We start from the raw sequence: 18,786 nt of genomic DNA on the forward strand, positions 1-18,786 counted from the left end.
GGCGCAGGGCCCCCGGAATCGGGGGCCCTGCGCGGTGAGCGGTGGGTCAGGCGGGCGCCGGGGCGAGCCGGTCCGTGGGCCGGTCCGCCGGCTGGTCGGCCTCGTCCAGGTCGGTCAGGTCCCGCTTGCCGGCGCTGTCGTACGCGGCGCGGTCCAGGGTGCCCTCACGGGCGGCGACGACGGTCGGCACCAGCGCCTGCCCGGCCACGTTGGTGGCGGTGCGGATCATGTCGAGGATCGGGTCGATCGCCAGCAGCAGGCCGGCGCCGGCCAGCGGCAGGCCGAGCGTGCTCAGGGTCAGGGTGAGCATCACGATCGCGCCGGTCAGGCCGGCGGTCGCGGCCGAACCGACCACGGAGACGAAGGCGATCAGCAGGTAGTCGGTGACGCCGAGCTGGACGCCGAAGACCTGCGCCACGAAGATCGCCGCCAGCGCGGGGTAGATCGCCGCGCAGCCGTCCATCTTGGTGGTCGCGCCGAACGGCACGGCGAACGAGGCGTACTCGCGGGGGACGCCGAGGCGCTCGACGGAGCGCTGGGTCACCGGCATGGTGCCCACCGAGGAGCGGGAGACGAAGGCCAGCTCGATCGCCGGCCAGGCGCCGGCGAAGAAGCGCAGCGGGTTGAGCCGGCCGGCGGCGAGCAGCACGACCGGGTAGACCACGAACAGCACGATGGCGCAGCCGACGTAGACGGCCGTGGTGAACTTGGCGAGCGGGGCCAGCAGGTCCCAGCCGTACGAGGCGATGGCGTTGCCGATCAGGCCGAGCGTGCCGATCGGGGCGAGCCGGATCACCCACCACAGCGCCTTCTGCACGATGGCCAGCACCGAGCGGTTGAGGTTGACGAACGGCTCGGCGGGCTCGCCGATCAGCAGCGCGGCGGCGCCGACCACCAGGGCCAGGAAGACGATCTGGAGCACGTTGTTGTCGACGAACGCGCCGACCGGGTTGGTCGGCACGATGCCGGTGAGGAAGTCCGTCCAGGAGCCGGTCCGCTCGGGCGCCTCGGCGCCGGCGACGTCCAGCGTCACCCCCCGGCCCGGGTCGGTGAGCAGGCCGAGGCCGATGCCGATGGTCACCGCGATCAGCGCGGTGACGCCGAACCAGAGCAGGGTCTTGAGGGCCAGCCGGGCGGCGTTGGCCACGCCCCGCAGGCTGACCACGCTTACCACGATGGCGGTGAAGACCAGCGGCGGGACGGCCAGCTTGAGCAGCTGGACGAAGAGGCCGCCGACGGTGTCGAGGGTGGTGGTCAGCCAGCTCAGCTCGGCGGCGCGGGCGAGGAAGCCGAGCGCCACGCCGAGCACCAGGCCGGCCAGGATCTGTACGGAGAAGGGAATCTTGCGCAGGGTGGAAGCCATGGGACGTCCAAGGTCTGGTGGAGGTGAACGGGGCAGCGTCAGGAGAGCGGCTGCGCCGGACAGACGCCGCTGGCCTGCAGTCGGAGGTCGACGTACAGGCGCACGGTGAGGTGCCAGACGTTGGTCATCGCCCGCCGACGGTACTCCCAGGGAATCCACAGCGGGAATGACCGACGGTGGTGACGCTCCTTACATGGTCCGTTCACGGCCGGATGACCCGTTCGTCACGGTCACCCGCTCGCCACCGGTGCCCGGCCGGTGCCCGAGCACCGCCGCCGTGGCCAGGCCCCACCCGGCGGTCGCCCCGAGCAGCAGCCGCTCCAGGCCGCCCACCAGGCCACCCCGACCCACCGCCAGCATCGTCAGCGCGACCGACCCGGCCAGCGGCAGGGCCACCGCCGCGCCGAGCCGGGCCACCCGGCGCAACCCGGGCGTCGCCGCCGGCGAGACCGCGATCACCAGCATGGCCAGCACGGTGGCCGCGACGGCGACGATGCTCGCCCCGCCGTGCACCAGGTCCGCCACGGTCGGCGTCTCGAACGGCGGCAACGGGCAGCCCGCGCTGCACGTCACCGCGCCGGAGAGGGCGGCGAAGAGGGCGCCCGCGCCGAGCAGCCCGGCCGCGAGCCGCAACGCCGCGGGCAGCGCCACCGCGAGCAGCAGCAGCGCCGCGGCCAGCGCGAAGATCCCGACCCGGTACGTCGGGGCCCAGCCGCTGGCCTCGATGCCGGCCTCGCTGACGTACGCGGTCAGCCCCGGACCGGGACCGGCGACCACCGCGACCGTCACCGCCAGCGTGCCGGCCAGCACGCAGCCGGCGGCGGCCGACGCGGCGAGCGTCCGGGCACCCGCGCGCTCAGCCACGCCCGTGCGGCGTCGACCAGCCGGCGGTGTCCGGGCCGAGCGGCACGATCCGGGTCGGGTTGATCGCCTCGTGGGTGGCGTAGTAGTGCCGCTTGATGTGGTCGAAGTCGACCGTCTCGCCGAACCCGGGGGTCTGGAACAGGTCCCGGGCGTACGCCCACAGCACCGGCATCTCGGTCAGCTTCTGCCGGTTGCACTTGAAGTGGCCGTGATAGGCCACGTCGAAGCGGACCAGCGTGGTGAACAGCCGCACGTCCGCCTCGGTGATCGCGTCGCCCATCAGGTAGCGGCGTCCGGACAGCCGCTCCGACAGCGCGTCCAGCCGGGCGAACACCGCCGTGTACGCCTCGTCGTACGCCGCCTGGGAGGTGGCGAAGCCGCACCGGTAGACGCCGTTGTTGACGTCCCGGTGGATCTCCGCCATCAGCGCGTCCATCTCCGGGCGCAGCTCGACCGGGTAGAGGTCCGGCGCGTCCGGGGCGTGCAAGCGCCGCCACTCGGTGGACAGGTCCAGGGTGAGCTGCGGGTAGTCGTTGGTGACCACCCGGCCGGTGACCGTGTCGACCAGCGCCGGCACGGTCACCCGGCCGGTGTAGTCCGGGTCGGTGGCCAGGTACGCCTCGGAGAGGAAGCCGATGCCCAGCACCGGGTCGAAGCCGTCCGGGTCGAGGGCGAACCGCCAGCCCCGCTCGTCCCGGATCGGGTCGACCGTGCCCAGCGAGATCACGTCCTGCAGGCCGAGCAGGTTGCGCACGATCCGGGCCCGGTGCGCCCACGGGCAGGCCCGGCACCAGATCAGCCGGTAGCGCCCCGCCTCCAGCGGCCAGCGCCCCTGCTCGTCCGGCCCGCCGCCCTCCGGTGCGGTGGAGTGCGGGGTGACCCGGCCGGTGAACCGGTTGGGCTGGCGGACGAACGCGCCGCCGCTGGTCTCTGCGCTGAACTGGGCCTCGGCCATGCCGTCAACCTATCCGGTCCGGCGGCTGGATATCCTGGCCCGGACGTCCCCGTGATCCGGGCGACGTCGCCGTCCGAACCCTTCCACCCCTCGAAGGACGTGCGTCGATGACCGTGGCATACCTGGTGGCCGGAGTCCGTACCCCGATCGGCCGGTACGCCGGCGCCCTCGCCGGGGTCCGCCCCGACGACCTGGCCGCCCACGTGATCCGGGAGCTGGTCGCCCGGCACCCGTCGGTGGACTGGGCCCGCACCGACGACGTCATCCTGGGCTGCGCCAACCAGGCCGGCGAGGACAACCGCAACGTGGCCCGGATGGCGGCGCTGCTCGCCGGCCTGCCCGAGGAGGTGCCCGGCAGCACGGTCAACCGGCTCTGCGGCTCCGGCCTGGACGCGCTGGCCACCGCCGCCCGCTCCATCGTGGCCGGCGAGGCCGACCTGGTGGTGGCCGGTGGGGTGGAGAGCATGAGCCGGGCGCCGTTCGTCATGCCGAAGGCGACCACCCCGTTCTCCCGCGCCGCCGAGGTGTACGACACCACCATCGGCTGGCGGCTGGTCAACCCGCTGATGAAGCGCGGCTGGGGCATCGACTCGATGCCGGAGACGGCGGAGAACGTGGCCGCCGAGTTCGGCGTCTCCCGCGCCGTGCAGGACGAGTTCGCCTACCGGTCCCAGCAGCGGGCCGCCAAGGCGCAGGCCGACGGCCGGCTGGCCGAGGAGATCGTGCCGATCAGCGTGCCCGCCGGGCGGCGGGAGACGAAGCTGGTCGAGGTCGACGAGCACCCGCGGGAGACGTCGCTGGAAAAGCTTGCCGCGCTGCCCACCCCGTTCCGCGCGGGCGGCACCGTCACCGCCGGCAACTCCTCCGGGGTCAACGACGGCGCGGTGGCTCTGCTGGTCGCCTCCGAGGCCGCCGTCGCCCGGTACGGCCTGACCCCGCTGGCCCGGGTCTCCGGCGCGGCGGCGGCCGGCGTACCGCCGCGGATCATGGGGATCGGGCCGGTGCCGGCCACCCGCAAGCTGCTCGCCCGGCACGGGGTCGCGCTCGCCGACGTGGACGTGGTCGAGCTGAACGAGGCGTTCGCCGCGCAGGGCGTCGCGGTGCTGCGCGAGCTGGGGCTGCCCGAGGACGCCGAGCACGTCAACCCGAACGGCGGCGCGATCGCGCTCGGCCACCCGCTCGGCGCCAGCGGCGCCCGGCTGGCGCTGACCGCCGCGCTGGAGCTGCGCCGCCGGGACGCCCGGCGGGCGCTGGCCACCATGTGCATCGGCGTCGGTCAGGGCATCGCCCTGCTGCTGGAACGGGGGTAAGGAGGGGCACCCTGTTAACGCCTCCGGTAGCGGAAGGGCCCCTTCTTAACACCCCGGGCGCGGGCCGGCCCGGCCACGGCGAAAAGTGGATCTCCCACACCTGGCCGCGCGGGCCTAGAGTGGTCAACACCACACGATCCGCGGGTCGGCCGGTGGACGCACGCGCACGCGCCCGGCAACCGGTGCCCTCCCGCGCCACGGCGACGAACTGGGGCGAAGCGATGCAGAGGCCGGACGACATCACCGCCGAGATCGACCTGACCCGGCCCAGCGCCGCCCGCGTCTACGACTACTTCCTCGGCGGTGCGCACAACTTCGAGATCGACCGGCAGCTCGCCGAGCAGATCGCCGCCATGACGCCGAACCTGCCCGCCACCATGCGGGCCGGCCGGGACTTCCTCCGCCGGGCCGTCCGGGTGCTGCTGGACGCCGGCATCGACCAGTTCCTCGACATCGGCTCCGGCATCCCCACCGTGGGCAACGTGCACGAGGTCGCCCAGGCCACCAACCCGGACGCCCGGATCGTCTACGTCGACATCGACCCGGTCGCCGTGGCGCACAGCCAGGAGCTGCTCGCCGGCAACGACCGGGCCACCGCGATCCGCGCCGACCTGCGCGAGCCCAAGCTGATCCTGGACCAGGCCCGGGCCGGCGGGCTGATCGACTTCGACCGCCCGGTGGGCCTCCTGCTCGCCGGCGTGGTGCACTTCGTCCCGGACGCCGACCGGCCGGCCGACATCCTGGCCACCCTGCGCGCCGCCGCGGCCCCCGGCAGCCACCTGGTGATCTCCCACTCCACCTACGAGGACCAGCCACAGGAGATGCTCGACGCGCAGCGGCTGTCGGCGCGTACCGCCACCGAGATCACGCTGCGCTCGCGGGCGGAGATCACCGGCTACTTCGGCGACTGGACCATCCTGGAACCGGGCGTGGTGCACATGCCGCTGTGGCGGCCCGACTCGCCGTCCGAGTCCGACGAGCGCCCCGAGCGGTTCGGCGCGTTCGGCGGCGTCGCCCGGCACGACCGCGCGGGCGACTAGGCCCGACGTGGCCGGCGGCGCGGAGGACTTCAGCGGGCCGGGCGCCCAGGAGTACGCCGCCACCTGGGCCCGGGCCGTACGCCGGCTCGGGTTCGTGCCGATGAGCGCGACCGAGACCGAGCGCCTGCTGCTGACCCAGACCGTACGGCTGGCCCGGGGGCTGCTCGCCGAGCCGTTCTCGGTCCGGCCGGCGGCGGAGGTGGGGCGGGCGCTGGTGGAGGCGCACCTGACCGAGCCGGGCGTACTCGACTGGTCGGTGCGGGCGCTCGGCGAGCGGTTCGTGCCGCTGGTGTTGCCCGACCGGGCCGGTCCGGGCGGGCTGGCCGGGCGGACCGACGCCCTCCAGGCGGCCCTGGCCGCCGCCTTCGCCCGGGCCCTGCGCGACCGGACCTTCAGCCAGCAGGAACGCATCGCCCGCTCCGCCTGGCAGGCCCGGGACGCGGTCGAACAGGCGCTGCGTGACAGCGAGGCGCGGTTCCGGGCGGTCTTCACCGGCGCGGCCATCGGCATCGGCATCGCCGACACCGAGGGCCGGATCGTCGACGTGAACCAGTCCTTCGCCGACATGCTCGGCTACTCGATCGACGAGCTGCGGCAGATCAACGTGGCGTCGCTGTTCCACGCCGAGGACGCGGCCGGGATGTGGGAGCTCTACCAGGAGTTGATCGCCGGCAAGCACGACTCGGCCCGGGTGGAGAAGCGCTACCACCGCAAGGACGGCAGCGTCGTCTGGACCGACCTGGCGGTCTCCCTGGTCCGGCACGACGACGGCCGGCCCCGGTTCACGGTGGCGATGATCGAGGACATCACCGAGCGGTACGAGCTCCAGCAGCGGTTGCGCTTCCAGGCGCTGCACGACCCGCTCACCGGCCTGCCGAACCGTACGCTGTTCTTCGAGACCCTCGGCCAGGTCCTGCGGGCCGCCGCGCCGCGGCACCGGGTGGGGGTCTGTTTCCTCGACCTGGACGGCTTCAAGGCGGTCAACGACAGCCTCGGCCACGACCTGGGCGACCGGCTGCTGGTGGTGATCGCCCGGCGGCTCGCGGACTGCGTGGCGGAGCGCGGCCACCTGGTCGCCCGGATGGGCGGGGACGAGTTCGTCATCCTGGTCGACGGCGGTGGCGACCTGGACCAGGTGGTCGCGGTGGCGGAGTCCGCGCTGGCCGCGGTGGCCGCCCCGGTGATCATCGGGGATCAGCAGCTGGCCGTGTCGGCCAGCATCGGCATCGTGAACTGCCCGGCGGAGGAGACCGACGCCTCCGAGCTGATGAAGGCCGCCGACACCACCCTCTACTGGGCCAAGGCCGAGGGGCGGGGCCGCTGGGCGGTGTACGACCCGGAGCGCGGCGCCCGGGACATCGCCCGCTCGGCGCTGGCCGCCGGGCTGCCCGCCGCCCTCGACCGGGGCGAGTTCGTGGTGCACTACCAACCGATCGTGTCCCTGTTGGACGGCTCGATGCGGGCGGTGGAGGCGCTGGTCCGCTGGCAACACCCCGAGCTGGGGCTGCTCGGCCCGGACCGGTTCATCGGGCTGGCCGAGGAGACCGGGCTGATCGTCCGGCTGGGCGCGTGGGTGCTCGACCGGGCCTGCCGGGACGCGGAGGCGTGGCGGCGCCGGTTCCCGGGCGCCGGGCTGGTGGTCAGCGTCAACCTGGCCGCCCGGCAGGTGGAGGCCCCGGCCATCGTGGAGACCGTGGCGGCGGCGCTGGCCGGCAGCGGGCTGCCGGCGGAGCTGCTGCAACTGGAGCTGACCGAGAGTGCGGTGATGGGCACCGCGGGGGAGCCGCTGCGCGCGCTGCACCGGCTGGCCGCGCTCGGCGTACGGATGGCGATCGACGACTTCGGCACCGGCTACTCGAACCTGGCGTACCTGCGGCGGTTGCCGATCCACTGCCTGAAGCTGGCCGGGCCGTTCGTCGAGGGGATCCGGGCCGACGGACCGGCCGCCGCCGCCGACCACCGGGACGAGCGGATCGTGGACGCCCTGGTCCGGCTGGCGCACGCGCTGGAACTGAACGTGACCGCCGAGGCGGTGGAGACCGGCGCGCAGGCGGAGCGGCTGCGGGCGCTGCGCTGCGACACCGGGCAGGGCCGGTGGTTCGGCGCGCCGGTGCCGGCGGAGGCGATCACCGCCCGGCTCGGCGGTGAGGCAGGATCGGCGGCGTGAGCGGACGGGAGCGGGCATGGGACTGACCGACGGCGAGGCGGTGGCCTCGCTGGTCGCCGGGTTGGCCATCCTGGCCGGGCTGGCCGGGGTGGTGGTGCCGGGGCTGCCGGCGTTGCCGCTGTGCTGGGCCGGGGTGCTGGTGTGGGCGCTGCTCACCGACGCCGGGCCGGGCCGCTGGGCGGTGCTGGCCGCCGCCACGGTGGTCGCGGCGGGGGCCACCGTCATCAAGTACGTCTGGCCGGGCCGCAACCTGCGCAACGCCGGGGTGCCCACGTCCACCCTGCTGGCCGGCGCGCTGCTGGGGCTGGTCGGCTTCTTCGTGATCCCGGTGATCGGCCTGGTGATCGGCTTCGTCGCCGGGGTGTGGGGCGCCGAACGGCTGCGGCTGGGCAGCAACCAGCTCGCCTGGCCGGCCACCAGGCAGGCGCTCGGCGCGGCCGGACTGTCCATCCTGGTCGAGTTCACCGCCGGCGTGGTGATCGGCACCATCTGGGTGTTCGGCCTGCTGTTCGCCTGACTCGGCGCGACGGGAGCGTGATGGACCTGCTGGCATGGCCGGCACGCCGGCTGGCCGGCCTGGTGGCCCGGATCCTGGACGTCGACGGTACGCCTGACGAGCGGCGCGCCGAGGTGATGAGCGACATCACCTCGGCGCCCGCCGACGAGCTCGACCTGTCGATGCGGCACATGGCCCGGGCCGTCACCTGGGGCGTGCTGTTCGCCGCGGTGCTGCCGGCCTCCCTGGTGCTGCTCCTGCTGGTCTCGCTGCTGACCGGCGAACGGGAGGGAGCGGTATTCCGGGCGGTCTTCGTGGTGAGTGCCGTGCTGGCCTTCTTCCTCATGTTCATGGCGGGTGTGCACCTGGTGAAGATGCTGGTGGCGAACGAGCTGCGGGAGGGCTGGTGGGACCTGGGCAACCGGTGGTGGCGGGCGGCGATGCTGGCCCAGACACCGGACGTCGTGGTGGCCCTGGGACTGGCGGTCGTACTCGCGGTGTCGATGGCCTGACGGCGGTACGGGCCGGGTACAGCGACCGTCCCGACCCCCACCTGGCCGCTCAGGGCCGGGTCGCTGGCCGCCGCCACCGTGGTCGCGGCGGGGGCCAGCGCGCCGAAAGCCGGTGACGCCGGTCGGCCCGGCGCGTACGGTCGGCCGGTGCGGATCTTCGTTCTCGGTGGCCTCGGTGCCTGGCCCACGGCGCGGCAGGGCTGCTCCGGTTTCCTGATCGAGCAGGCCGGCTTCCGCCTGCTTGTCGACCCGGGTTACGCGACCGTGCAGCCGCTGCTGTCCCGGGTGCCCGCCGCCGCGGTCGACGCGGTGTACGTCAGCCACGGCCACCCCGACCACTGCGCCGACCTGCAACCGTTGCTGCGGGCGCGGGTGCTCGTCGACCGCGACGGCCCGGCCCTGCCGGTGCACGCCCCGGCCGGCAGCCTGGACGCGCTGCTCGGCGTGGACGAGCCGGGGCTGGTCGACGGGGCGTACCGGCTGCACGCGTTCGCCCCGGGGGATTGCTTCGACGTCGGTCCGTTCGCGGTGCGCACGTGGGCGCTGCCGCACTGGGTGAGCAACGCCGGGGCGCGGTTCGCCGGGCCGGACGGGGTGGTCGCCTACACCGGTGACACCGGACCGGGCCGGGAGCTGATCGAGCTGGCCCGCGACGCCGACCTGCTGATCGCGGAGGCCACCTACGTGGACACCGTTCCCGACCGGCACGCCGGGAACCTGTCCAGCGCCGCCGAGGTCGGCCGGTACGCCGCCGCGGCGGGGACGCGGCGGGTGCTGCTCACCCACCTGTGGCCGGGCACCTCGCCGGCGGCGGCGGTGGCGGCGGCGCGGCGGGCGTACGCCGGTCCGGTCGACGTCGCCGGGCCGGGACTGGTGTGCGACGTACCGTCCTGATGCCGCCGGGCCGGCCGTGGCGGGCCGGTGCCGCGGCCGGCCGGATCGGTTCGGGGCGGACGGGTGGCGCGGGTCCCTCCTTCGTGGGAGGCGACTGGCCCGGCGGCGGGAGGCCGGCCGGGTGGTGAATTCCTAGCGTCGAGGCATGGTCCTGCTCGCGCCGCCGGCCGTCCGGCGAACCTCTCGTGCCTGGGCGCTGGTCCGGCTGACCCGTCCCTGGTTCTGGCCGCTCGGCTGGGCCGCCGCCTACCTCGGCGCGGTGCTGGCGACCCGGTCGTGGCTGCCCCCGGCGGACGCGACCCCGCGCTGGGCCGCCGCGCTGGTCGTGCTGGGGCCGCTGGTCTGGGGTGCGGTGCTCGCCGGCAACGACCGGTACGACCTGCCCAGCGACCGGCGCAATCCGCGCAAGGCGACCGCCCCGCTGGTCACCGGCGTGCTGACCGAGGCGGACCTGGCCCGTTGGCAGCACCGGTACGAGGTGGCCGCCGTGCTGGTGGCGCTGCTGATCGGTCCGGTCTTCGCGGCGGGCACCGTCGCCGTGCTGGTGCTCGGCCGGCTCTACAGCGCCCCGCCGGTGCGGCTCAAGGCCCGGCCGGGGGCGGACGTCGCCGTCAACGCGGTCGTGGTGGGCGTGCTCGCGCCGCTGGCCGGCTGGGCGTTGCACCGGCCGGTGGCGGAGTACCCGGTGGCGCTGGCCGCGCTGGGCGTCCTGCTGGCGGCGGCGCTCTACCTGCCGACCACGGTGCTGGACGTGGCGGCCGACGCGCTGGCCGGTGACACCACCGCGGCGGTGCGGTGGTCACCGCGGTGGTGTCGCCGGCTCGGTCTCGGTCTCTGGGTGGCGGCGACCGCCCTCTGGCTGGCCTGCTGCCACCTCGACCTGCTGGTGACGCGGGACTCGTGGACCGTGCAGACGGCGGTGGCGCCGGTGCTGGTGGTGGCGTACGCGATGGCGGTGCGGCGGCCGACGATCGCCCGGATGGCGGCCGTCTGCCTGGTGTTCGCCGTGCCGGCGCTCGACTTCCTGTGGGCCTGGGTGAACGCCGTACGACCCTGACCGAGCGTGGGTGGCGCGGGACGCCCGAGGGGTACGGCGTCACGCCGTACGAGTGAGAGAGAGGTGGGCGTCCCGCGCCGGCCGGGCGGTGCCGAGCGCCCGGGGTGGGCCCGTCGCGAGCGGGCCGGCCAACGGGTTCCAGGATGCCCGGGCGGGGGACGTGCCGGCAACGCAATTTGCGAGTTCGAAACGGCCGATGGATTGACCATCGTCAGCGGCGGGAGCAGACTCGGGCGCACTCGTATCGGGGATCACCTCCAGGAGGTGTGCAGTGGCCACCACGCCCGCGCCGACCGCCGAGCAGCCGATGGACGACGACGCCCGCCGGCTCGCCGAACTCGGATACAAGCAGGAGCTGCACCGCAAGTGGAGCGGCTTCTCCAACTTCGCCATCTCGTTCTCGATCATCTCGATCCTGGCCGGCTGCTTCACCACCTTCGGCCAGGCGTGGAACAACGGCGGCCCGGTCGCCATCTCCTGGGGCTGGCCGCTGATCTCGCTGTTCATCCTGATCATCGGCTGCTGCCTGGCCGAGCTGGTGTCGGCGTACCCGACGGCCGGCGGGATCTACTGGTGGGCGGCGAAGATGGGCCGCCCGGTGCACGGCTGGTTCACCGGCTGGCTCAACCTGATCGGGCTGGTCGCGGTCACCGCCTCGGTCGACTACGGCTGCGCGACCTTCCTCAACCTGACCCTGTCGGCGCTCTTCGACGGCTGGGCGGGGACGCTGAGCCAGGCGTTCCTGCTGTTCGTGATCATCCTGGCCCTGCACGGGCTGATCAACATCTTCGGGCACCGGATCATCGACGTACTCCAGAACGTCTCGGTCTGGTGGCACGTGGCCGGCGCGGCGGCCGTGGTGGCCATCCTGCTGCTGGTCCCGGACGACCACCAGAGCTTCCGGTTCGTCTTCACCGAGCGGTTCAACAACTCCGGCTTCGCCGACGGGTCCACCGGCGGGCTGACCTTCTGGTTCTATGTGCTGCCGCTGGGCTTCCTGCTCACCCAGTACACGATCACCGGCTTCGACGCCTGCGCGCACGTGTCGGAGGAGACCCGGGACGCGTCGCAGTCCGCCGCGCGCGGCCTCTGGCGGTCCATCTTCTATTCGGCGGTGGGCGGCTGGATCCTGCTGCTGGCGTTCCTGTTCGCGGCCACCGACGTGGACGCGATCAACTCGGCGGGCGGCTTCTCCGGGGCGATCTTCGAAACGGCGCTCACCCCGTTCTTCTTCAAGACGGTCATCATCATCTCCACCATCGGGCAGTTCTTCTGCGGGATGAGCTGCGTGACCTCGATGTCCCGGATGGCGTACGCGTTCAGTCGGGACCGGGCGGTCCCCGGCTGGCGGCTCTGGTCCCGGGTGGACCGCAACGGCACCCCGGTCAACGCCATCATCGGGGCGACCGCGGCCGGGCTGGTGCTCACCCTGCCCGCCCTCTACCAGTCCGGCGGCGTGCCGGTCGCCTTCTACGCGGTGGTCTCGGTGGCGGTGATCGGGCTCTACCTCTCCTTCCTGATCCCGATCTTCCTGCGGCTGCGGATGGGCGACCGGTTCGTCCCCGGGCCGTGGACGCTCGGCCCGAAGTACAAGCTGCTCGGCTGGATCGCGGTGATCGAGATCGCGATCATCTCGGTCTACTTCGTGCTGCCGATCGTGCCGGCCGGGGTGCCCGGGCACGCCGACTTCACCTGGACGGCGGTGAACTACGCGCCGCTCGCGGTGGGTGGGGTGCTGCTCGGGGTGGCGGTGTGGTGGTGGGCCTCGGCGCGGAAGTGGTTCACCGGCCCCCGCCGCACCGTCGACTGAGGTTCGCAGGGGCCCCGCTGAGCCGGACGAACTGGCATCATCGGGCCGGTGAGTGTCGTGTTGCTGCTCTCCCTGGTGGGCCTGGCCCTGGTCGACAGCACCAGCATCGGCACCCTCTTCATCCCGGTCTGGCTGCTGCTCGCGCCGAATGGGCTGCGGGCCGGGCGGCTGCTCGGCTACCTCGCCACCATCGCGGCGTTCTACTTCGTCGTCGGCGTGCTGCTCGTCGTCGGCGGCACCCGCCTCGCGGCCCTGCTGGCGGCGGGGACGGCGAGCCGGCCGCTGCTGATCGCGCAGTTCGCCGTCGGTGCCGTCCTGCTCCTGCTCAGCTTCTGGGTGGAGAAGCGCAAGGGGCTCGCCGTCGCGGCGATCCTGCGCTGGCGGGACCGGGCGGTCAGCGGCGCGTCCGGCTCGGGCGCGTTGACCGGCCTGGCCCTGCTCGCGGCGCTGGCCGAGGTGGCCACGATGCTGCCGTACCTCGGTGCGATCGGCATGATGGCGACCGCCGACCTGCCGGCCTGGCTGATCCCGGTCCTGCTGGCCGGCTACTGCGTGGTGATGATCCTGCCGGCGGTGCTGCTCCTCACGCTCCGCGCCGCCGGTCCGCGCTGGGTCGAGGCGCTGTTGGCGCGGCTGGACGCCTGGGTGCTGGCCAAGGGCGGCGGGCTGCTGAGCTGGGCGCTGGGCATCGCGGGCTTCCTGGTCGCCCGGGACGCCGCCGCCCGGCTGTGGTTCCCGCAACTCCTCGGCGGCGGGTGATCCCGATGCCGCCGCGGCGATGACCGGTTCGCGGACGGGACGGCTCGCGGACGGACGGCTCCTTTCCGTCCCGGCCGCATCGGGCGCGCGGGCCGGCAGACGCCCGGCCGGCGGGCACGACGCCGGCGGCACCTCGTCCGCGCCCTACCAACTTGACCTCACAAACGAATCAACGACCCCCATCATTGCCGCAAGCGGGCGCGACGGAGCCACCACATGATTCGTCTACGACATCAAGTTGGTAGGGCGCGGAACGCACCCCACCCGGTCCGGGCGAAGACACGCGCCACCCGGGGATCAGCGAGGTGGCGAGCGCTCGATCCCCGGTCCACCGCTGGGAGGCGGGCGCCCGGAGTGCGGGTCAGCGCGGCTTGAGCAGGCCGCGGTCGGCCAGGAAGGCGCGCAGCGTCTCGGCGTCCCGGTCGGACATCAGGTGGCGGGGGATCACCGTCGCCGGCATCCGGCCGACGAACACGATCCAGAACTCGGGGGTGTCCCGCACCTCGGTGACCCCGTCCCAGGCGATGCCGCCGGATTCCGTGCCGCTGCGCATCATGATGTTCTCGTCGGTGATGTCGTAACCGCCCTCGACGGCGTAGCCGCTGGAGCGGCGCCGGGCGCGCCACCGCACCCACGGCGGGTACAGCATCGACAGCAGGCCGGCCACCACCAGCGTCGTGCACAGCGGCGTGACCTTGTCACCCCAGGTGAACCCCCGCGTGACGAGGAAACCGAGCGCCCCGGCCGCCGCCAGCGCCGCGCCGATGTAACCGAACCGGCGCAGCCGGACACTGCTGAGGACCGCGGCCACCCGGCCCGGGTAGGCGGGATCGGCCGGGACGTCGAAACGGATGTGCACGCCGAAACGATAGTGCCTCCGGCCGGCCGGCGACCTTTGGCGCGAACTACGGCGGGGTCGGCGGCTCGTCGTCGATCGCGATGACGAGCTTCCCGGTGACCCGGCCGCTGTCGGCGTGGGCGTGCGCGGCCGGCAGGTCGGACAGCGGATAGGTCCGCTCCACGTGGACCCTCAGGTGGCCCGCGTCGACCAACTCGCGCACCAGGTCGAGGGGCCGGGCCAGCCGCGTGCCGCCCACCCAGCGGTACCGTCGGCCCCGTCGCGCGGCGTCCTCCTCGGTCACCCCCGGGTCGAGTGCGGCGCCTAGCAGAAGCCCTCCGGGGCGGAGGCAGTCGAGGGAGCGTCGGCCGTACTCACCGCCGACGAGGTCGAGGACGACGTCGATGTCGGTGGCCGCGCTGCGGAAGTCCACCCTGGTGTAGTCGATCGGTTCGTGCACCCCGAGTTCGCGCAGGAACGGGTGGTGCGCGGTCCGGGCGGTGCCGAGAACATGGGCGCCCCGGTGCCGGGCGAGTTGCGCCGCGAGGTGGCCGACGCCGCCGGCCGCCGCGTGGATCAGGATCCGTTGCCCGGCGCGGAGGTCGGCGTAGTCGGCGACGGCGACGAGCGCGGTCTGCGCCGCGACCGGCAGCGCCGCCGCGGTCACGTGGTCCACCGAGCCGGGCTTGGCGGCCAGCGCCGCCTCCGGCACCGAGACGTACTCGGCGTAGGTGCCGATGAAGTGGATGCCGTAGACGTCGTCGCCGGCCCGGAACCGGCCGCCGGGCTCGGCCTCGACGACCGTGCCGGAGAGGTCCGAGCCGAGTCCCAGCGGTGGCGGCCCGAGCTCCGGCACGAGTCCCTTCCGGATCTTCGTCTCACCGAAGTTGACCGAGGCCGCCCGCACCCGGACCAGGGCGTGTCCGGGTGCTCGTGCCGGTCGGGGCAACCGGACCGTACGCAGCACCTGGGGGTCGCCGAACCGCTCGATGACGACGGCGCGCATCAGGTCGGGGCCGGGGGCCGATTCGGCCGGGTGCCCGGCGGGTTGAGGGTTCATGGCCCGAACCGTAAAGTCTCACGCCGGTGTGAGAGTCAAGGAGCGGCTCATGCGGATCGGCGAGCTGTCGCGGCGCACCCGGATCCCGATCCGGATGCTGCGGTACTACGAGGAGCGCGGGCTGCTGACGCCACAGCGCACACCGAGCGGCTACCGGCTCTACCAGGAGTCGGACGTCGGGCAGGCGGCACTGGTCAGCAGCCTGGTCAGGGCGGGCCTGCCGACCAGGCTGATCATGCCGCTGCTCGACGACCTGCGGCCGAAACCGCCGGCGGCCGACGAGCCGGGCGACCGGGACGAGCTGATCGCGCTGTTCGCCGCCGAACTGGCCCGGCTCGACCGTCAGGTCGCCTGCCTGAGCCTCAGCCGGGACGCCGTACGGCAGCACCTGCGCCGGCTCCGCGCCGCCCGAGAACCGGGCTGCGCCCGCTCGCGGACCGGTTCGGACAGCGGCGCGGGCCGGGCGGTCAGTGGCCCCGGGTGAAGCGCAGGATGCGGTCGTCGCCGGGCGCCGCGCTGCGGGGGCCTTTCACCTGAGCGTGACGGCCTGGTCGGCGGGACAGTCCGGGGGGAGCGGGGCCGTTACACCGGCGACGGTGACCACCCGCCCGTCGGGCAGGTCGGCGGCCGGCGCGCCGAGCAGCGCCCACGTCACGCCGTCGACGCGCAGCAGCACCCAGGCGCCGGACCGGTCGATCGTCCCGGTGAGGCTGCGGTAGCCGCGTACCAGATCACCCCGGCGGTCCGGGTCGGACCGGCCGGTCGGCGCGGCGGACGCGGTGCGGCCCGCCGGGTTCGCTTCGCCGGTCGGGGTCGCGGGCGGCGGGTCGGGGTTGCCGGCGCAGGCGGTGACCAGCAGCAGGGTGGCCGCGACGAGGGCGACCGCACGGGTGCTCCGCATGCTGGTGGGACGAGGCGGCGGCAACCCCGGTTCCGCCCTCGCCTTCCAGGGGAGGCGGGCCGGCGACGGCCGGCCCGCCCCTGGGCGCTCAGAGCAGGCGCAGCGGTGTCTTCCAGATGCCGCGCCCGTGGGTCGCGGCGTACAGGTGGCCGTCGACGCTGACGTGCAGGTCGTAGACCGCGGTCAGCGGCAGCGCCTTCGGGCCGCTGCCCGGCGCCCGGCCGACCCGCCGCCACCGGATGGTCTCCGGGGTGGCCCGGCGGTCGGCGACGAGCACGCCGAGGTCGGTGCCGACCACCAGCTTGTCGCCGACCACCACCACGTCGGTGGCCGGTACGTCCGGGAAGCCCACCGACAGGTCGGTCCACGCCACCCGGACGCCGCCGCCGGTCTTCGTCAGCTTGCCCCGGTAGACGTGCTTCACCCCGGCCCCCGGGCCCTCGATGAAGCGCCGGTTGAAGCCGTTGAACACCAGATAGATGGTCGAGTTGGTGCGGTCGGCCGGGTCGAAGGTCACCGCGTTGGGATAGCGGTTGGGCAGTCCGGTCAGATCCAGCTCGGTCCAGGCGCCACCCCAGTTGGTGGCGACGCCCCGGGTGAACCCGGCGCTGTTGCAGTTGGCTTCGCCGCACCAGGCGGCCAGGTAGGTGTCCTTCGCCGGGTCGGCCGGCGCCGACGGATCCGCCACCCCGTCCAGGCCGACGACCAGGCGGGCGCCGTCGGAGTCGAGGGTGTAGAGCTTCCGCCAGCCGTTGTCCGCCTCGGCCGCCGCCTCCGCCCGGGTGTAGCCGAACGCGAGGTCGTGCCGCCAGACCGAGTTGCCGCCGGCCACCCAGCGCTCGCTGCTGCCGTCGCGGGTGTTCTTTGAGCCCCGGATCGCCCGGAACGGCGCGGTGAAGCGGGAGTTCACATCCGGCACCGTCACGTCGAAGATGGCGCTGGTGGTGCCGTTGCTGCGACCGCAGTTCTTGGTCAGCCACAGCACGAGGTTGGTGTACTCGTCGAGGATCTGGCAGCCGTTGCGCGGGTTGACGATGGTGTCGCCGCCGTCGCCGCCGAACGGGCTGACCATCTTGCGCGCGCCGGCCCGCAGCAGCGAACCGCCGTTGTCCTGCAGGCCGCCGGCGACGGTCACGCCCCGCCGGTCCGGGTCGCGGCCGGTACCGACCGAGTAGTACTGGAGGGTACGTAGGCCGTTGTTGTGGTTGGCCCAGTCGAGGGCGTGCCCGTCGGCGTTCTCCCGGCTGGCGCGCGGGGCCAGCGGCCGGGAGTAGACGCCGCCGTCGTTGCCGATCAGCACGGTGCCGCCGCTGAAGGCGATGGAGTGCTGGTCGGCGTGGGTGGTGGGCGGGCAGCCGCCGGTCGGATGGGTGATCTCGAAGCAGGGGAAGTAGAAGTTCCAGTACGGCCCGACGGTCTTCCAGGTGGCGCCGCCGTCCTCGCTCTCGTAGACCTCCTCGAGACCGAGGTAGACGTGCCGGGGGTCGCCCGGGTCGACGTCGATGAAGTTGTTGTACCAGGCCTGCACGCCGGGCTGGTACGTCGGCAGCGACTTCAACGCCGAGCCGGAGTTGGCCAGCTTGGTCGAGTCGGCGATCCGGGTCCACGGTCCGAGGACGCCGGAGGTGGACCGGTAGGCGCCCTTGAGGACCGAGGGCTCACCCTCGAGCAGTTGCTCCGGGCTCTCCTGCACCAGGTAGTAGGTGCGCCCGTCGGCCGAGACCGCGAACTCGGCGTTGCCCACGTCGTCGTTGTCGATGTCCCCGCGCAGGTCCACTCGGGCGAAGCTGCCGGCCCGACCGCCCGCCGTGGACAGGTAGTAGCCGTTGTAGGCCGCCCCCGATCGCCAGGCCGCGTTGATCAGGACCGTACGCCCCTTCGCGCGCGGGTCGATGAGGACGTCGTTGACGATGTTGTCGTACGGCTTGGTGATGTCGCTGTCCGAGGCCGGGTTCGGCAGGAACAGCAACTGCCACCGCTCGGCGTGCCGACGTTCGTCGGTGGAGTGCCGCCAGAGCCCGCGGGTGGTGGCCGCGTAGACGTGACCCGCCCCGTCGAACCGGAGCTGGTTGATGCTGCGCGACTCCAGTTCGTCCCCGCCGACCCGGTCGGCCTGGGTGAAGCCGCGGGCCCGGCTGGCGTGGCGCAGCCGGTAGACGCCCGCCCCGGTGTAGCTGGTGGCGCCGGTGTTCGCCTCGCCGGTGGCGTACCAGAGGGTGTCGGCCCGGCTGTCGTAGACCAGGTCGCCGGTGGACAGGGCGAGGATGCCGTCGGAGATCGGCGTCCACTTCCCCCCGGCCAGCTTCTTGCGGAACACGCCGCCGTTGGCGCCTCCCGCGAAGACCTGCCCCCGCCCCGCGGCCAGGCCGGTGATCCGCCCGGCCACCAGGCCGGCGCCGCCACCGGAGTTGGAGAACTCCGGGTCGCGGTAGTTCGGGTCGTCGGCGTCGTACGGCTTGTCGGTGACCTCCGTCCACGGTGCCGTGGTGCCCCGGAGGCCGCGCAGGTCGGCGAGGGCGTCGCCGTACTCGCCGGGCTCGACCGACCCGTACGGGGCGAGCCGGGCCGACGCCTCCTGGGCGGCGTACGGCTTGATGCCCTTGGCCCCGGACTCCTCCTCCTCGTCCTCGCCCGGACCGGCGTGGGCCGGGGCGATCGTGGCGAGCAGGGTGACCGCGGCGGTCGCGGCGGCGGCGAGCATGCGTCGGCGGTCACGCCGACGGTGTTGAGCAGTGCGCATGGCGCTCCTCCCCATCGTGA

The 18,786-nt window shown here is 73.7% G+C and carries 17 protein-coding genes; 10 read left to right on the forward strand and 7 right to left on the reverse strand.

Annotated elements, in window-relative coordinates:
- Positions 1-46 precede the first annotated feature (46 nt).
- The 3 genes from K7640_RS03990 to K7640_RS04000 all read right to left on the reverse strand — a co-directional run bounded on the left by K7640_RS03990 (position 47) and on the right by K7640_RS04000 (position 3,182).
- Positions 47-1,351, reverse strand: a complete 1,305-nt coding sequence (locus K7640_RS03990) for a dicarboxylate/amino acid:cation symporter (RefSeq protein WP_222953709.1) — start codon at positions 1,349-1,351, stop codon at positions 47-49.
- Between the two features lie 201 nt (positions 1,352-1,552).
- The gene (locus K7640_RS03995; protein ID WP_222953314.1) at positions 1,553-2,227 is read right to left on the reverse strand and encodes a DUF998 domain-containing protein; all 675 of its coding nucleotides are present in this window, start codon (positions 2,225-2,227) and stop codon (positions 1,553-1,555) included.
- Positions 2,220-3,182, reverse strand: coding sequence for a glutathione S-transferase family protein (locus K7640_RS04000; RefSeq protein WP_222953315.1), 963 nt, complete (start codon positions 3,180-3,182; stop codon positions 2,220-2,222). Before K7640_RS04000 ends, K7640_RS03995 begins: the two co-directional genes overlap by 8 nt.
- Positions 3,183-3,289: 107 nt before the next feature.
- Between K7640_RS04000 and pcaF the strand changes: the two genes are divergently transcribed.
- The 9 genes from pcaF to K7640_RS04045 all read left to right on the forward strand — a co-directional run bounded on the left by pcaF (position 3,290) and on the right by K7640_RS04045 (position 13,227).
- On the forward strand, positions 3,290-4,492 hold the full coding sequence (gene pcaF, locus K7640_RS04005; protein ID WP_222953316.1) for a 3-oxoadipyl-CoA thiolase: 1,203 nt from the start codon (positions 3,290-3,292) through the stop codon (positions 4,490-4,492).
- A 221-nt stretch (positions 4,493-4,713) separates the two neighbouring features.
- Positions 4,714-5,532 (forward strand): SAM-dependent methyltransferase, encoded by an 819-nt coding sequence (locus K7640_RS04010; protein ID WP_222953317.1) that lies wholly within the window; start codon positions 4,714-4,716, stop codon positions 5,530-5,532.
- 7 nt (positions 5,533-5,539) lie between these two features.
- The gene (locus K7640_RS04015; RefSeq protein WP_308042450.1) at positions 5,540-7,699 is read left to right on the forward strand and encodes an EAL domain-containing protein; all 2,160 of its coding nucleotides are present in this window, start codon (positions 5,540-5,542) and stop codon (positions 7,697-7,699) included.
- Between the two features lie 16 nt (positions 7,700-7,715).
- Positions 7,716-8,216, forward strand: coding sequence for a DUF456 domain-containing protein (locus K7640_RS04020; RefSeq protein WP_222953318.1), 501 nt, complete (start codon positions 7,716-7,718; stop codon positions 8,214-8,216).
- Positions 8,217-8,236: 20 nt separating this feature from the next.
- On the forward strand, positions 8,237-8,707 hold the full coding sequence (locus K7640_RS04025; protein WP_222953319.1) for a hypothetical protein: 471 nt from the start codon (positions 8,237-8,239) through the stop codon (positions 8,705-8,707).
- Positions 8,708-8,854: 147 nt separating this feature from the next.
- On the forward strand, positions 8,855-9,601 hold the full coding sequence (locus K7640_RS04030) for an MBL fold metallo-hydrolase (protein ID WP_222953320.1): 747 nt from the start codon (positions 8,855-8,857) through the stop codon (positions 9,599-9,601).
- A gap of 145 nt (positions 9,602-9,746) precedes the next feature.
- Entirely contained in the window at positions 9,747-10,658 is a 912-nt protein-coding gene (locus K7640_RS04035; RefSeq protein WP_222953321.1) for a UbiA family prenyltransferase, read from the forward strand.
- Positions 10,659-10,929: 271 nt separating this feature from the next.
- Positions 10,930-12,468, forward strand: a complete 1,539-nt coding sequence (locus K7640_RS04040; RefSeq protein WP_222953322.1) for an amino acid permease — start codon at positions 10,930-10,932, stop codon at positions 12,466-12,468.
- Between the two features lie 48 nt (positions 12,469-12,516).
- Complete coding sequence (locus tag K7640_RS04045) at positions 12,517-13,227, forward strand: GAP family protein (protein ID WP_222953323.1); 711 nt, start codon at positions 12,517-12,519, stop codon at positions 13,225-13,227.
- Between the two features lie 361 nt (positions 13,228-13,588).
- Here K7640_RS04045 and K7640_RS04050 read toward each other — a convergent pair whose 3' ends face one another.
- Positions 13,589-14,086 carry a YcxB family protein gene (locus tag K7640_RS04050; RefSeq protein WP_222953324.1) on the reverse strand — a complete coding sequence of 166 codons (498 nt, stop codon included), beginning with the start codon at positions 14,084-14,086 and terminating at the stop codon, positions 13,589-13,591.
- 46 nt (positions 14,087-14,132) lie between these two features.
- Complete coding sequence (locus K7640_RS04055; RefSeq protein WP_222953325.1) at positions 14,133-15,125, reverse strand: NADP-dependent oxidoreductase; 993 nt, start codon at positions 15,123-15,125, stop codon at positions 14,133-14,135.
- A 49-nt stretch (positions 15,126-15,174) separates the two neighbouring features.
- Here K7640_RS04055 and K7640_RS04060 point away from each other — a divergent pair, with 49 nt between their 5' ends.
- Positions 15,175-15,609, forward strand: coding sequence for a MerR family DNA-binding transcriptional regulator (locus tag K7640_RS04060; RefSeq protein ID WP_222953326.1), 435 nt, complete (start codon positions 15,175-15,177; stop codon positions 15,607-15,609).
- A gap of 45 nt (positions 15,610-15,654) precedes the next feature.
- On the opposite strand, the gene K7640_RS04065 is transcribed toward K7640_RS04060, so the two are convergent.
- Together K7640_RS04065 and K7640_RS04070 are read right to left on the reverse strand one after the other, a co-directional pair.
- Positions 15,655-16,026 carry a hypothetical protein gene (locus K7640_RS04065; protein ID WP_222953327.1) on the reverse strand — a complete coding sequence of 124 codons (372 nt, stop codon included), beginning with the start codon at positions 16,024-16,026 and terminating at the stop codon, positions 15,655-15,657.
- Positions 16,027-16,114: 88 nt separating this feature from the next.
- Positions 16,115-18,766 (reverse strand): glycosyl hydrolase, encoded by a 2,652-nt coding sequence (locus tag K7640_RS04070; RefSeq protein WP_222953328.1) that lies wholly within the window; start codon positions 18,764-18,766, stop codon positions 16,115-16,117.
- Between the last annotated feature and the right edge of the window lie 20 nt (positions 18,767-18,786).

The sequence above is a fragment of the Micromonospora sp. PLK6-60 genome, from assembly GCF_019890675.1.
In the GTDB taxonomy this organism is placed as follows: Bacteria; Actinomycetota; Actinomycetes; order Mycobacteriales; family Micromonosporaceae; genus Micromonospora.

Excerpts from the sequence above, each read along its gene's own strand:
- K7640_RS04060 (WP_222953326.1), top strand. The coding sequence starts at position 15,175 with ATGCGGATCGGCGAGCTGTCGCGGCGCACCCGGATCCCGATCCGGATG.
- K7640_RS04020 (WP_222953318.1), top strand. The coding sequence starts at position 7,716 with ATGGGACTGACCGACGGCGAGGCGGTGGCCTCGCTGGTCGCCGGGTTG.
- pcaF (WP_222953316.1), top strand. The coding sequence starts at position 3,290 with ATGACCGTGGCATACCTGGTGGCCGGAGTCCGTACCCCGATCGGCCGG.
- K7640_RS04070 (WP_222953328.1), bottom strand. The coding sequence starts at position 18,766 with ATGCGCACTGCTCAACACCGTCGGCGTGACCGCCGACGCATGCTCGCC.
- K7640_RS04000 (WP_222953315.1), bottom strand. The coding sequence starts at position 3,182 with ATGGCCGAGGCCCAGTTCAGCGCAGAGACCAGCGGCGGCGCGTTCGTC.
- K7640_RS04035 (WP_222953321.1), top strand. The coding sequence starts at position 9,747 with ATGGTCCTGCTCGCGCCGCCGGCCGTCCGGCGAACCTCTCGTGCCTGG.
- K7640_RS04055 (WP_222953325.1), bottom strand. The coding sequence starts at position 15,125 with ATGAACCCTCAACCCGCCGGGCACCCGGCCGAATCGGCCCCCGGCCCC.
- K7640_RS04025 (WP_222953319.1), top strand. The coding sequence starts at position 8,237 with ATGGACCTGCTGGCATGGCCGGCACGCCGGCTGGCCGGCCTGGTGGCC.
- K7640_RS04010 (WP_222953317.1), top strand. The coding sequence starts at position 4,714 with ATGCAGAGGCCGGACGACATCACCGCCGAGATCGACCTGACCCGGCCC.
- K7640_RS04065 (WP_222953327.1), bottom strand. The coding sequence starts at position 16,026 with ATGCGGAGCACCCGTGCGGTCGCCCTCGTCGCGGCCACCCTGCTGCTG.